The organism is Streptomyces sp. NPDC050315, assembly GCF_040655775.1.
GTDB lineage: Bacteria > Actinomycetota > Actinomycetes > Streptomycetales > Streptomycetaceae > Streptomyces.
Map to the genome: position 1 here is coordinate 889126 of NZ_JBFAKN010000002.1, position 14289 is coordinate 903414.

At 70.2% G+C, this 14289-nt stretch carries 11 protein-coding genes; 4 read left to right on the forward strand and 7 right to left on the reverse strand.

The window, feature by feature from the left end:
- The 5 genes from mreC to AB0I82_RS10955 form a co-directional block, all read right to left on the reverse strand.
- On the reverse strand, positions 1-939 hold the full coding sequence (mreC, locus tag AB0I82_RS10935; RefSeq protein WP_363256830.1) for a rod shape-determining protein MreC: 939 nt from the start codon (positions 937-939) through the stop codon (positions 1-3).
- 231 nt (positions 940-1170) lie between these two features.
- Positions 1171-2190, reverse strand: coding sequence for a rod shape-determining protein (locus tag AB0I82_RS10940; protein WP_030249658.1), 1020 nt, complete (start codon positions 2188-2190; stop codon positions 1171-1173).
- Positions 2191-2492: 302 nt separating this feature from the next.
- Positions 2493-2906 (reverse strand): nucleoside-diphosphate kinase, encoded by a 414-nt coding sequence (ndk, locus tag AB0I82_RS10945; RefSeq protein WP_363256831.1) that lies wholly within the window; start codon positions 2904-2906, stop codon positions 2493-2495.
- 106 nt (positions 2907-3012) lie between these two features.
- Entirely contained in the window at positions 3013-3378 is a 366-nt protein-coding gene (locus tag AB0I82_RS10950) for a DUF4233 domain-containing protein (protein ID WP_363256832.1), read from the reverse strand.
- A gap of 1 nt (position 3379) precedes the next feature.
- Positions 3380-4921 carry a folylpolyglutamate synthase/dihydrofolate synthase family protein gene (locus AB0I82_RS10955; RefSeq protein WP_363256833.1) on the reverse strand — a complete coding sequence of 514 codons (1542 nt, stop codon included), beginning with the start codon at positions 4919-4921 and terminating at the stop codon, positions 3380-3382.
- 336 nt (positions 4922-5257) lie between these two features.
- Between AB0I82_RS10955 and AB0I82_RS10960 the strand changes: the two genes are divergently transcribed.
- The 4 genes from AB0I82_RS10960 to AB0I82_RS10975 all read left to right on the forward strand — a co-directional run bounded on the left by AB0I82_RS10960 (position 5258) and on the right by AB0I82_RS10975 (position 9828).
- Positions 5258-6250: an AsnC family transcriptional regulator gene (locus AB0I82_RS10960; protein WP_363256834.1), complete on the forward strand. Its 993-nt coding sequence runs from the start codon at positions 5258-5260 to the stop codon at positions 6248-6250.
- A 284-nt stretch (positions 6251-6534) separates the two neighbouring features.
- Complete coding sequence (locus AB0I82_RS10965) at positions 6535-7956, forward strand: amidase (RefSeq protein WP_363256835.1); 1422 nt, start codon at positions 6535-6537, stop codon at positions 7954-7956.
- Positions 7957-8131: 175 nt separating this feature from the next.
- Positions 8132-8347: a hypothetical protein gene (locus tag AB0I82_RS10970; protein ID WP_363256837.1), complete on the forward strand. Its 216-nt coding sequence runs from the start codon at positions 8132-8134 to the stop codon at positions 8345-8347.
- Complete coding sequence (locus AB0I82_RS10975; protein ID WP_363256838.1) at positions 8344-9828, forward strand: sodium:solute symporter family protein; 1485 nt, start codon at positions 8344-8346, stop codon at positions 9826-9828. Before AB0I82_RS10970 ends, AB0I82_RS10975 begins: the two co-directional genes overlap by 4 nt.
- A gap of 78 nt (positions 9829-9906) precedes the next feature.
- Here AB0I82_RS10975 and AB0I82_RS10980 read toward each other — a convergent pair whose 3' ends face one another.
- Positions 9907-11355 (reverse strand): penicillin-binding protein 2, encoded by a 1449-nt coding sequence (locus AB0I82_RS10980; protein WP_363256839.1) that lies wholly within the window; start codon positions 11353-11355, stop codon positions 9907-9909.
- 156 nt (positions 11356-11511) lie between these two features.
- A complete protein-coding gene (locus AB0I82_RS10985) occupies positions 11512-14154 on the reverse strand; it encodes a valine--tRNA ligase (RefSeq protein ID WP_363256840.1) in 2643 nt (880 codons plus the stop codon).
- Between the last annotated feature and the right edge of the window lie 135 nt (positions 14155-14289).

Here is a 14289-nt window from a genome sequence, read left to right on the forward strand (position 1 = left end):
TCAGCTCCTGGTGGCGCCGCTCGGGGAAGGCTTGGGCTTGGCGGTCACGGTGACCGTGGGGGTGGGCTTGGGCTTGGCGGGCTTGGGCGGCAGGACCGTGTCCCGGGGGTTCTCGCGCGGCGGCTGGACGACGACGCCGACGACGTCCAGGCGGGAGAAGCCGGCGAAGGGCTCGACCTGGACCGTGCGGGTGAGGTCGCCGTTGGCGCTGCCGACGTGGGTGATGGTGCCGACCGGCACGCCGGGCACGAAGGGCTTGCCCTCACTGGAGCCGAAGGTGACCATCCGGTCGCCCTTCTTCACGTTCGCCTTGCCGTTGAGGAGCTGGACGCGCAGCGGCCCGCCGCCCTGCCCGTTGGCGAAGCCGATCTCGTTGGTCTTCTCCATGCGGGTGCCGACGGTGAAGTCGGGGTCGATGGCGAGCAGGACGGTGGCGGTGTCCTTGCCGACGGTGGTGACCCGGCCGACCAGCCCGTCCCCGTTCAGTACGGTCATGTCGCGGGCGATGCCGTCCTTGGCGCCCGCGTCGATGGTGACGGTCCAGGAGAAGCCCTGGGCGGCTCCTATGGCGATGACCTGGGCGCCCTTGATGCCGTACTGGCCGGCGCCCGCGGTCTTGAGCATCTTGTCCAGCTCCCCGGCGCGCACATGGTCGCGGTCGGAGGAGCCGAGCTTGGCCTTCAGGGCGGCGTTCTCGCGTTCCAGCTGGGCGATACGGCTGTGCCGGCCGTCGGAGTCACGGACGGCGTCGACGGCGTTGCCGACGGGGTCCACGACCGAGGCGACACCGGTCTCGACCGGCCCGAAGGCGGAGGCCGCGACCTGCCGGGCACCCTGCAGCGGGGACTGCTCGCCGCCGCGGATGTCCACCGTGATCAGTGCGAACGCGATCGCGACCAGCAGCACCAGCAGGAGCCGGCTCTCTCGTGTGTCCCTCACGTGCGGCGGCCGTGTCCTTCCTCGTAGGACCGGCCGGCTGCGGGCCCGCGCCGGTCTCGCTGGGGAATCTGGGGGGTGTCCGTACCGGAGTGGTGGGGGGTGGTACGGGCGGGAAGCCTGCGTACAGGTATACGGAAAAGCGGTGTTGTGCAGTTGTACGTAGAGGGTCTGTATATCAGCGATCTGCCGTACGGGCTGGCAGGCGGCCGTACGGCAGATCGCCGACGGAGGTCATCTGCGCGGCTGCGAGTCGAGGACCTGCTGCAGGGCCTCGAACTCCTCCACGCACTTGCCGGAACCGAGCGCGACGGAGTCGAGCGGGTCCTCGGCGATGTGGATCGGCATACCGGTCTCGCGGCGCAGCCGCTCGTCCAGGCCGCGGAGCAGGGCGCCGCCGCCGGTGAGCACGATGCCCCGGTCCATGACATCGCCGGAGAGCTCCGGCGGGCACTTGTCGAGGGTCGTCTTCACGGCGTCGACGATGGAGTTGACCGGCTCCTCGATGGCCTTGCGGACCTCGGCAGCGGAGATGACCACGGTCTTGGGCAGGCCCGAGACGAGGTCGCGGCCGCGGATCTCGGTGTGCTCGTCCTGGTCGAGGTCGTACGCCGAACCGATCGTGATCTTGATGCTCTCGGCCGTGCGCTCGCCCAGCAGAAGGCTGTACTCCTTCTTGATGTGCTGGATGATCGCGTTGTCCAGCTCGTCGCCGGCCACCCGGATGGACTGTGCCGTGACGATTCCGCCGAGCGAGATGACCGCGACCTCGGTCGTGCCGCCGCCGATGTCCACCACCATGTTGCCGGTGGCCTCGTGGACCGGCAGCCCGGAACCGATGGCCGCGGCCATGGGCTCCTCGATGATGTGCACCTGACGGGCACCGGCCTGCGTCGACGCCTCGATGACCGCGCGGCGCTCGACGCCGGTGATGCCGGAGGGCACACAGACGACGACCCGCGGCCGGGCGAGGTACCGGCGCTTGTGGATCTTCAGGATGAAGTAGCGGAGCATCCGCTCGGTGATCTCGAAGTCGGCGATCACGCCGTCCTTGAGCGGGCGGACGGCCACGATGTTGCCAGGGGTCCGGCCGATCATCTTCTTGGCCTCTGCGCCCACGGCGAGGATGCCGCCGGTGTTGGTGTTGATGGCCACGACCGACGGTTCGTTCAGAACGATCCCTCGACCCCTGACGTACACCAGCGTGTTGGCGGTGCCGAGGTCGACAGCCATGTCACGGCCGATGAACGACATGTTGTTCCCCATGAGGATACGTCTGGCCTTCCCAACTGGAGCGAATGCTTACTGGAGGTCGGCAGGAGGAAGTGGTGCGCTGATTGCGATGCGCGGAGAGCCTTCATGGTAGTCCGGGAAGGGCCGCCGCTCGAACGCGGTGCGGGGTTCCTCCGCCATTGTCAGCGGAACACGTATCCGCCCCCCTTAATGGTGACGTCGTGTCGGGGTGATGCGTTCCCCAGTTGGCCGTACGTATGCCAAAGGGCGACCGAATTTCTTCGGTCGCCCCAGGTGGCGAGCGGTTTGTGCCTGATGCCCCGTCAGGACAGGCCGGGGAAGAAAATCTTGATCTCGCGCTCCGCGGACTCCTCGGAGTCGGACGCGTGAATGAGGTTCTCCCGGGTGATTGTGCCGAAGTCACCCCGAATGGACCCGCTCGGCGCCTTGATCGGGTCGGTAGGACCAGCCAACTGGCGTACGCCCTCGATCACCCGCTCGCCCTCGACGACGAGCGAGACGATCGGGCCGGAGGACATGAAGTTCACCAGCGGCTCGTAGAAGTCCCGGCCGACGTGCTCGGCGTAGTGCTGCTCCAGGACCGCACGGTCGAGGGTGCGCAGCTCCAGCGCGCTGATCGTCCAGCCGGCCTTGCGCTCGATGCGGCCGAGGATCTCGCCGACCAGGCCGCGCCGCACGGCATCGGGCTTGAGAAGGACGAGGGTGCGCTGGCTCATCGGTGGGGCTCCTTGCAATACAGACAGTTGGGGGTGTGCCGAGGCTACATGGGGGGCGCGGGACGGTGAGGGGCCGGGCCCGCGGCGGCCGTACTGGTCACCCTGGTCAGGCCGTGCCCGGGTCCGCGGCGTCCGCCTGGGCGGACTGGGCCGCCCAGCGGGCCTTCGCCTCGTCGATCTTGCGGCCGAAGTGCACCGAGGCCCACCACAGGGCCGCGAACACCGCGCCGAGGAAGTACATCGTCGGCACGATCACCCCGCTCGCGATCAGTGCGATCTGCAGCACCCAGCCGAGCGCCACCCCGCCGGGCCGCGAGATCATCCCGCACAGCAGCAGCGACAGCAGCATCGCGATGCCACTGACCGTCCAGACCGTGGCCGTGGACAGGTCCGAGGTCTGCATCGCCACCAGCCCGGCGAAGCCGATCACGAAGAACTCGCCGATCAGCGTGCTCGCACACAGGGTGCGCATGTCAGTTCCTCCCCATGAGGAGCCGAGCCTCGCCCACCGTGATCACGGAGCCGGTGACCAGCACACCCGCGCCGCTGTACTCGCCCTCCTCCTCGGCCAGCGTGATCGCCGCCTCCAGGGCGTCGTCCAGCCGCGGCTCGACCTGCACCCGCTCGGCACCGAAGACCTCGACGGCCAGCGCCGCCAGCTCGTCCGGATCCATCGAACGAGGCGTGGAGTTCCGCGTCACCACGACCTCGGCGAAGATCGGCTCGAACGCCTCCAGCAGCCCGCGCACATCCTTGTCCCCACTCGCACCGACCACGCCCACAAGTCGGCTGAAACCGAACGCCTCGGTGACCGCTTCGGCGGTCGCGCGGGCGCCCGCGGGGTTGTGCGCGGCGTCCAGTACCACCGTGGGGCTCCGGCGCACGACCTCCATCCGGCCCGGCGAGGACACCGAGGCGAACGCCGAACGGATCGTGTCGATGTCCAGCGTGCGGGCGTGCTCCGTACCGACCCCGAAGAACGCCTCCACCGCGGCGAGCGCGACGGCCGCGTTGTGCGCCTGGTGCGCGCCGTACAGCGGCAGGAAGACATCGGGGTACTCGCCGCCCAGCCCGCGCAGCGTCAGCAGCTGCCCGCCGACCGCGACCTCCCGGGCGAGCACCCCGAACTCCATGCCCTCGCGCGCGACCGTGGCATCCACCTCGACGGCCCGCTTGAGCATCACCGCAGCGGCTTCGACCGGCTGCTGCGCGAGCACAACCGTGGCGTCCTTCTTGATGATCCCGGACTTCTCGTTCGCGATCGCCTCCGGCGTGTCCCCGAGCCGGTCGGTGTGGTCGAGCGAAATGGGCGTCACGACGGCGACATCACCGTCGATCACGTTCGTAGCGTCCCACTTGCCACCCATCCCGACCTCGACGACCGCGATGTCGACGGGCGCGTCCGCGAAGGCCGCGTACGCCATCCCGGTCATCACCTCGAAGAAGGACAGCCGGTAGTCCTCCCGCTCGTCCACCATCTCCACGTACGGCTTGATGTCCTCGTACGTCTCGATGAACTTCTCGGCGGAGATCGGCGCGCCGTCCAGACTGATCCGCTCGGTGATCGACTGAACGTGCGGGCTGGTGTAACGCCCGGTCCGCAGATCAAAGGCGGCCAGCAGCGCCTCGATCATCCGCGCCGTACTGGTCTTGCCGTTCGTACCGGTGATGTGGATCGAACGGTACGAGCGCTGCGGCTCCCCGAGGATGTCCATCAGCGCCGCGATGCGCTGCACCGACGGGTCGAGCTTGGTCTCGCCCCACCGGGTCGCCAGCTCGGCCTCCACGGCACGCAGCGCGCGGTCCACCTCGGGGTCCTCGGGGCGCGCCGGCACGTCGCTCGTCGGCGGTCCGGCCTGGGCCCGCAGCGTGCGGCTGCCGGCCTCGATCACCGCGAGGTCGGGGTCTCGGTCGGTCTCGGCCTCGATCATCTCGTCGAAGGCGTCGACCTCCGGACCGGGGATCAGGTCCGGGTCGATCGGATCGGGGTCGTCGTTCTCGGGGCGCTCGCTCACAGCACCAGTCTAGGAGAACGACCGCATTTCCCTCACAGGGCGTACAATTACAATATGTAATTGACCGAGGGCACTTTCTCACCCTCCGCAATCGTTGCCGGAACAAGAGGAGGGAGGCGCCCCCGGCGGACACGTGCCCCTCCGGGGGTACGCATCGACTGCCCTCTCCGGTGTCGCCTCCGGGGCACGCACGGTTCTGGGGTTGCTGCGCAGGGGCGCCCACGGCCCCCGTCACTGCGCCGGCGAGCGCACGGGCCTCCTGCAGCGTTCAGCGTTACTGCGTTGGGAGCGCACGGGCCTCGTTTTGCCGTTCTTGGGTGTCGTTACTGTGATCCCGTGACCGCTGCCGATACGGGCCAAGGGCCCGACGCCCTGGACCGCCGGATCATCGCCGCGCTGCAGATCGACGGCCGGGCCTCCTGGCGCCGCATCGCCGCCGCGCTCGGCGAGCCGGAGCGCACCGTCGCGCGCCGCGGCCTGCACCTGCTGGGCAGCGGCCAGGTGACGGTCACCGGGCTGGTCGCCCGCGGCGAGACGGCGATCGTGCGGCTGAGCTGTCCGCCCGGTACGGCGCGGGACGCGGCGCTGGCGTGGGCGGACCGTGCCGGCACGGTCTTCAGTTACGTGCTGTCCGGGCCGCCGGACTGCGTGGCGGAGGTGCAGTGTCCGCCGGGCCGGCTGGCCGCGCTGATGCTCGACGAGGCCCCGGCCGTGCCGGGCCTGACCGCCCAGCACGTCTCCCCCGTCCTGCGGTACTTCCGTACGGTCCACGACTGGCGCCCCGGCATTCTGGACGAGGCCGAGGCGGCCGCGCTGTCCCGCTACCCGGCCCGCCCCGAGCAGGCGAGCGCGCCGGCCGAGGAGCTGAGCCCGGAGGAGCGGCGCATCGTGGAGGCGCTGGCCGAGGACGGGCGGCGCACGCACGAGGAGCTGGCCTCGCTTGCCGGGGTGTCCGAGGCGACGGCGCGGCGCCGGGTGGAGGCGCTGACGCGGTCGGGTGCGGTGTCGATACGGGCCGCGGTGGAGCCCGCGCTGCTGGGGCTGCCGGTCGAGGCGCTGCTGTGGATCAGGACGCGTCCGGACGCGGTGGAGGCCGTCGGGCGGCTGCTGACGGAGTCGCCGCTGGTGCGGTACGCGGCGGTGGTGATGGGCGAGCACCAGCTGCTGGTGGACGTCACCCAGCCGTCGATGACCGCGCTGCACGCCTTCCTTACGGAGGGGGCATGGGTACGGCACGTGGAGGCGGTCAGCTCGCACCTGGTGGTGGCGGCCCTGAAGCGCAGCGCCACACCGACACCGCTGATGCGGGCGCTGCGCGCGGCGGGCTGACGCTCGGCCGGGGGTCCGGGGCCGGGGGCGCTGCGCGCGGCGGGCTGACACCGGGCTGGCCCGGTCAGCGGGTGCTGCGGGCGGCGGGCCGTCCCCTCACCCGGGCGAGCACCCCAGAGCGTCAGCCGGGCGATCACTCAGGCCATCAGCACGGTGCGGCCGTAAGCGTCACCTAGTAAATCCACGCGTCTAAAAGATTCATTAGTGCATGGCTATTGACCACTTCCGGCAGGTGGTCGCAGGATGAGCGGTCATCCAGCCCAGTTCAGGACGGATGGTCATGCATGACTGACGAGATCACGTACGCGTCCGCCACCGAGCTTGCCGCTCGGGTTCGGAAGCGGGAGTTGTCGGCGCGGGAGGTCGTGCGGGCTCATCTGGAGCGGATCGAGCGCGTCAATTCGCAGGTCAATGCGATCGTCACGCTCGACGGCGAAGGGGCGATGGCCGCTGCCCGGGTCGCCGACGAGCGGCTCGCTCAGGGGCATGAGCCCGGTCCGCTGCACGGGCTGCCGATCGCCTTCAAGGACACGCACCTCACCCGCGGGATGCGCACCACGCACGGTTCGCCGCTCTTCGCCGATCATGTGCCGGACGAGGACGAGCTGCTGGTGGAGCGGGTCCAGGCGGCGGGGGCCATTCGGATCGGGAAGACCAATGTGCCGGAGTTCGCGGCGGGTTCGCATACGTTCAACCCGGTTTTCGGGGTCACTCGCAACCCGTACGACCTGACGCGGTCGGCCGGTGGGAGCAGTGGGGGCGCGGCCGCCGCGCTCGCCGCCGGGCTGCAGCCGATCGCCGACGGGAGCGATATGGGTGGGTCGCTGCGGAATCCCGCCTCGTTCTGCAATGTGGTGGGGCTGCGGCCCACCCCCGGCCGGGTTCCGTGTCACCCCGCGGCCGACCCGTGGGACACCCTGGCCGTCGCCGGGCCGATGGGGCGCACCGTCGCCGACGCCGCGTTGCTGCTGTCGGTCATGGCCGGGCCCGACCCGCGTTGCCCGATCTCCCTGGACACCCCGGGCGCAGCGTTCCGCGTCCCGCTGGAGGCGGAGCTGCGCGGGCTGCGGGTCGCGTGGACGCCGGATCTGGGCGGGCGGGTACCGGTCGACCCGGAGGTCACGGCGGTACTGGAGCCGCAGCTGCGGGTCTTCGAGGAGCTGGGCTGCCGGGTCAGCGAGGACTGCCCGGACCTGGACGGTGCCGAGGATGTCTTCCGGACGCGGCGGGCGCAGTTGTTCGCTCAGGGGCTCGGTGAGGTCCTCGACGCGCACCCGGGCGCCCTCAAGCCGAGCCTGGTGTGGAACATCGAGGAGGGGCGCAAGCTGACCGGCGCCGATCTCCGCCGGGCCACCGCCGCGCACGCCCGTATCCAGCTGGCCGCGACGGACTTCTTTTCGCGTTACGACGTGCTGCTCGCGCCCGTCAGTCAGGTGGTGCCCTTCGATGTGGAGGCGGAGTACCCGGCGGTGGTCGCGGGGCGGGAGCAGCACACGTATCTGGACTGGATGCGGTCGGCGTACTTCGTGACCGTGCTGGGGACGCCTGCGCTCTCCGTGCCGGCCGGGTTCACGCCCGGTGGGCTGCCGGTCGGTCTGCAGGTGGTCGCCGCGCCCCGCGCCGAGCTGACCGCTCTGCGCGCCGCGTACGCCTATGAGGCCGCCACCGGCCACGGCCTGCGCCGCCCGCCCCTCCCCCACAGCTGACGCACCCCCGCACCCCCGCACCCCCACAACTGACGCACCCTCACGGCTGCCCACCAGCTGACCGGCACCCGTACGGCTGCCCCTCCCCCACAGCTGACCCCAGCTGGCCCCCGCTGGGCCCAACTGCCCCCACACCGCTGTCCTGTTCCCCTCCCCTCCTCCCCCGGGATTCGACATGAGCCAGCGTCATCTGGCGTACCTCGCCGTGCCCACGGCCGGGTTCTTCGCCACCCCGTATCTGCCGTTCGTCAACACCACCACGCTGTGGCTGGGTCTGCCGGCCGTCCTGGTGTGGAGCGTGCTGTGGACGGTGGGCACCACCGTCGCGCTCGCGCTGTACGAGGCGCGCGCCCCGCACCCCGAGGACGCCGAAGAGGAGGCCTCGGTATGAGCACCACCATGGCGGTCACTCTGGCCGGGATTCTCGCGATCGCCGCCGTGGGCCTGTCCGGTCGCCGCAATACCGGGCACGACCTGGGCGAATGGGCCGTCGGCGGGCGCCGTTTCGGTGCCGTGACGATGTGGTTCCTGCAGGCCGGCGAGTCGTTCACGACGTTCAGCTTTCTGGGGCTGGCCGGGCTCGCGTTCAGTGACGGGGTCGCGGCCACGTACGCGCTGGGGTATCTGTCGCTCTGTCTGATCGGGCAGTACTTGACCGGGCCGCGGCTGTGGCGGCTCGGCAAGGAGAACGGGTACCTCACCCAGGCGGACTTCTTCGCCGACCGGTTCGACAGCCCGCTGCTGGGCAAGGTCGTCGCGGTGGTGGGGGCCGTCTTCCTGCTGCCGTACCTCCAGTTGCAGATCACCGGGCTGGGGCTGATCGTGCAGCTGGCCACGGGGAGTGAGACGGGCGCGACCGGGTCGATGATCCTGGCGACCGTGCTCACCGTCGGCTTCGTCCTGTGGTCCGGTATTCGGGGCATCGCGCGCGCCGCGTACTTCAAGGACGTACTGATGGTGCTGGCGCTGCTGATCCTGCTGGTCGCCGTGCCGCTCGCCCTCGACGGCGGGCTCGGCGGGCTGTTCACCGCCGTACGGGAGAGCCGTCCGGATCTGCTCACCCTGGACGGCGGCGCCACCGACGCGACGTGGTTCACCACCGCGATGCTGATCAGCGCCATTGGTGCGGGGCTGAACACGATGCCGCATCTGTGGTCCGCGATTCTCTCGGCCAACAGCTCGCGGGCGCTGCGCCGCAATTACATCTGGCTGCCGCTGTACCAGGTCGCGATCGCGGTGCCGGTGGTGGTCGGCTTCGCCGGGGTGCTGACGCTGGAGCCCGGGACGGACAGCAAGGCCGCGCTGCTGACGGTGGCCGGGGGTACGTTGCCGGGCTGGCTGGTGGGGGTGGTTGCGGTGGCCGCGGCGGCTACGGCGATGGTGCCGTCGGCGGCGCTGCTGCTCGGGATCTCCACGTTGGTGTCGCGCAATTTGCTGCCTGCGCGGAGTGAGCGGGCGACGATGCGGGTCAATCATGTGTGCGTGGTGCTTGCGTCCGGGTTGGCGTTGGTACTGGGGATTGCGCGGCCCGCGTTGCTGGCGAATCTGCTGCTGCTTACGTATGGGGGGCTGGCGCAGCTTGCCCCCGCGACGGTGGCCGCGTTGGCGCGGCGGAATCGGCTGCGGGCGGTGCCGGCGTTGCTCGGCATCGTCGCCGGGGTCGGGACGTTGGTCTGGCTGACGTTTGGCGGGGTGGACATCGGCACCGTCGACGCCGGGTTGCTCTCGCTCGTCCCGAACATCGTGGTGACGGTCGGGGCCCAGTTGCTGTGGCGCGGGCGTGCGGGTGGGGGCGCGGGGCGGCTTCCCGCCGCGGAGGGTGCCGCTGCGCCCACCCGTGCCGCCCCTGGCGGCACAACTGCCCGCAGCTAGGTAGCACGGCGCTGCCCGCAGCTAGGTGGCACGGCGCTGACCGCAGCTAGGAGTTGCGGCGCTGACCGCAGCTGAGGGTTACTTCAACGCCGCCTTCATCATCGCCTTGGCTACCGGGCCCGCCAGGCCGCCCCCGGAGATGTCGCTGCGCGCCGCGTCGCTGTCTTCGACGACGGAGGCCACGGCGACCTGGTTGCCCTCGGTGTCCTCGGCGTAGGAGACGAACCAGGCGTAGGGCATGCCGCTGTTGTCGACGCCGTGTTGGGCGGTGCCGGTCTTGCCGCCGACGGTCAGGCCGTCGATTTTGGCGCCGGAGCCGGTGCCCTTTTCGACGACGGTCTGCATGGCCGACTGGAGTTGCTCGGCGTTCTGCTTCGACATCGCGGTCTTGTACGTCTTCGGTGCGTACTCCTGGACGGTGTTGCCGCCGCCGTCGGTGATCTTGTCGACCTCGTACGGGGTCTTCAGGTCGCCGTCGCCCGCGATCGCCGAGACGACCATGGCCATCTGCAGCGGGGTGGCCTGGTCGTCGAACTGGCCGATGCCGGAGAGGGCGGTCTGCGCGGAGTCCATGCCGGAGGGGTAGATGCTCTTGGCGGCGCGGACCGGGACGTCGATCTTCGCGTCGTTGAAGCCGAACTTCTCCGCCTGCTCCTTGACCTTCTTCTCGCCCAGGTCGGCGGCGAGCTTGCCGAAGACGTTGTTGCAGGAGTACTGGAGCGCGGTGCGGATGGTGGCGTCCTCGCAGGGTGCCGCGGCGTTCTCGTTGGTCAGGTCGGTGCGGGTGTGGGGGAGGCGGTACGGGTTCGGGCTGTCGGTCGGCTCGTCGACGGAGGAGTACAGGCCGTTCTCCAGGGCGGCGGCGGCGACCACCAGCTTGAACGTGGAGCCGGGCGGATAGGTCTGGCGCAGGGCGCGGTTCAGGTGCGGCTGGTCCTTGTCGCCGGTCATGTCCGCCCATGCCTTTTGGTCGGCGGCGGACTGGCCGGCGAACTTGCCCGGGTCGTACGAGGGTGTGGAGACCATGCCGAGGATGCGGCCGGTGGCGGGGTCGAGGGCGACGGCGGCGCCGGTCTTGTTGCCGAGCGCTTCGTAGCCGGCCTTCTGGACCTTGGCGTCGAGGGTGGTCGAGACGTCGCCGCCCTCGGCGCGTTCCCGGGAGACCAGGTTCACCGGGGACTGGAGGCGGCTGTCGGAGCCGTCCAGTACGTCGCCGTAGAGGCTCTCCAGCTGGGTGGAGCCGTAGATCTGGGAGGAGTAGCCGGTGAGCGGGGCGTACAGCGGGCCGTTGGTGTAGGTCCGCTTGTAGGCGAGGGCGCCGTCGGTCTCGGTGGAGCCGGTCACCGGGTGGCCGTCGACGAGGATGTTGCCGAGCGGGCGGGAGTACTTCTCGATGTTGACCCGCGGATTGTGGTCGTCGTCCGCGAGGGAGTCCGCCTTCGCGCCCTGGATCCAGGTGGCCCAGCCCATCAGGGCGAGGACCAGGGCGAGGCAGAAGACGGAGACGCGTCGCAGGGGTTTGTTCATGGCTTCGAGCGTCGCGCGGCTCGATGAGAGCGGGATGAGAATTCGGTACGCGTATATCGACAATCCGCACGTTATGTACCGGGCACGCGCGGGCCCGTCCGTACGCGCGGGGCCCCCGTCCGCAGCGGACGGGGGCCCCGGCGACAGGCGGTGCGGTTACGCCTTCGGCAGCCGCTCCAGCTGCGCGGTGATGCGGACGATGTCCGCCTCGGCGGTCTCCAGTCGGGTGCGGATCTTGTCCACGACCTTCTCGGGCGCCTTGGCGAGGAACGCTTCGTTGCCGAGCTTGCCGGTGGCCTGCGCCTTCTCCTTCTCGGCGGCGGCGAGGTCCTTGGCCAGGCGCTTGCGCTCGGCCTCGATGTCGATCGCGCCGGAGAGGTCGAGGGCGACGGTCGCGCCGGCCACGGGCAGCGAGGCGGTGGCGGCGAAGTCGTCGCCGGCGGGCTGCAGGCGGAGCAGCGAGCGCATCGCTGCCTCGTGCGCGGCGAGCGCGGTGCCGTCGAGGTCGAGCCGGGCCGGGACCCGCTGGCCGGGCTGGAGGCCCTGGTCGGAGCGGAAGCGGCGGACCTCGGTGACGACCTGCTGGACCGTCTCGATCTCCTTCTCGGCCGCCTGGTCGCGAAAGCCGCTGTCGGTCGGCCAGTCGGCGATGACCACGGACTCCTTGCCGGTGAGCGTGGTCCACAGCGCTTCGGTGACGAAGGGCACGATCGGGTGGAGCAGGCGGAGGGTGACGTCCAGGACCTCGCCGAGGACGCGGGCCGAGACCTCGGCGGCACGCCCGCCGCCCATGAAGGTGGTCTTGGAGAGCTCGACGTACCAGTCGAAGACCTCGTCCCACGCGAAGTGGTACAGCGCGTCGGAGAGCTTCGCGAACTGGAAGTCGTCGTAGTACGCGTCGACCTCGGCGACCGTGGCGTTCAGCCGGGAGAGGATCCAGCGGTCCGTCGCCGACATCTCGGCCGGGTCGGGGAGCGGGCCCTCGACGGTCGCGCCGTTCATCAGCGCGAAGCGGGTGGCGTTCCAGATCTTGTTGGCGAAGTTCCGGGACGCCTGGACCCAGTCCTCGCCGATCGGCACGTCCGTACCGGGGTTGGCACCGCGGGCGAGGGTGAAGCGGACGGCGTCGGAGCCGTAGGCGTCCATCCAGTCCAGCGGGTCGACGACGTTGCCGAAGGACTTCGACATCTTCTTGCCGCGCTCGTCGCGGACCAGGCCGGTCAGCGCGATGGTCTTGAAGGGGACCTCGCCGTCCATCGCGTACAGGCCGAACATCATCATCCGGGCGACCCAGAAGAAGATGATGTCGTGGCCGGTGAGCAGCACGTCGGTGGAGTAGAACTTCTCCAGGTCCGGGGTCTTCTCGGGCCAGCCGAGCGTGGAGAACGGCCACAGGCCGGAGGAGAACCAGGTGTCCAGGACGTCGGTGTCCTGGGTCCAGCCCTCGGCCTCGGTGCCGGGCGGCTGCTCGTCGGGGCCGACGCAGACGACCTCGCCGTTCGGGCCGTACCAGACGGGGATGCGGTGGCCCCACCACAGCTGGCGCGAGATGCACCAGTCGTGCATGTTGTCGACCCAGTCGAAGTAGCGCTTCGACATGTCCTCGGGGTGGATCTTGACGCGGCCGTCGCGGACCGCGTCACCGGCGGCCTGCGCGAGCGGGCCGGCCTTGACCCACCACTGCATCGACAGCCGCGGCTCGATCGTGGTGCGGCAGCGGGAGCAGTGGCCGACGGAGTGGGTGTACGGGCGCTTTTCGGCGACGATGCGGCCCTGCTCGCGCAGCGCGGCGACGATGGTGGAGCGCGCCTCGAAGCGGTCCAGGCCCTCGAAGGGGCCGTGCACGGTGATCACGCCGCGCTCGTCCATGACGGTCAGCGACTCCAGGCCGTGGCGCTGGCCGATGGCGAAGTCGTTGGGGTCGTGGGCGGGGGTGACCTTGACGGCGCCGGTGCCGAACTCCGGGTCGACGTGGGTGTCGGCGACGACGGGGATGGTGCGGTCGGTCAGCGGCAGCTTGATGCGCTTGCCGACGAGGTGGGCGTACCGCTCGTCCTCGGGGTGGACCGCAACGGCGGTGTCGCCGAGCATCGTCTCGGCGCGGGTGGTGGCCACGACGAGGGTCTCGTCGCCCTCGCCGTACTTGATGGAGACGAGCTCGCCGTCGTCGTCCTGGTACTCCACCTCGATGTCGGAGATGGCGGTCAGGCAGCGCGGGCACCAGTTGATGATGCGCTCGGCGCGGTAGATCAGTCCGTCGTCGAAGAGCCGCTTGAAGATGGTCTGGACGGCCTTGGAGAGGCCCTCGTCCATCGTGAAGCGCTCGCGGGACCAGTCGACGCCGTCGCCGAGGCGGCGCATCTGGCCGAGGATCTTGCCGCCGTACTCTTCCTTCCACTGCCAGACGCGGTCCACGAACTCCTCGCGGCCCAGGTCGTGGCGGGACTTGCCCTCCTCGGCGAGCTGCTGCTCGACCTTGTTCTGGGTGGCGATGCCGGCGTGGTCCATGCCGGGCAGCCACAGCGCCTCGAAGCCCTGCATGCGCTTGCGGCGGGTGAGGGCGTCCATCAGCGTGTGCTGGAAGGCGTGGCCGAGGTGGAGTGAACCCGTGACGTTCGGCGGCGGGATCACGATCGTGTGAGCCGGCTTGTCGCTCTCGGCGTGCGCCTCGAAGTAGCCGCGCTCTACCCAGCGCTCGTACAGCGGCCCCTCTACATCGGCCGGCGCGTACTGGGTCGGCAGTTCTGCGGGGGTGCTGTTCGGCCCGGAAGCAGGGCTCTTCTGAGGTGTCTCGGTCACGCCGCTCAGTGTACGGGCGCGCATGTAGCAGTCTCGAATCGGTTTGGCCCCCGGGGCATCAGTGGCGGCTGGTGTCGTACAGGATGTGAGCAACGCATAAAGCTGTCCGTTGTTCTGTTGTCACGAGGGGAAACC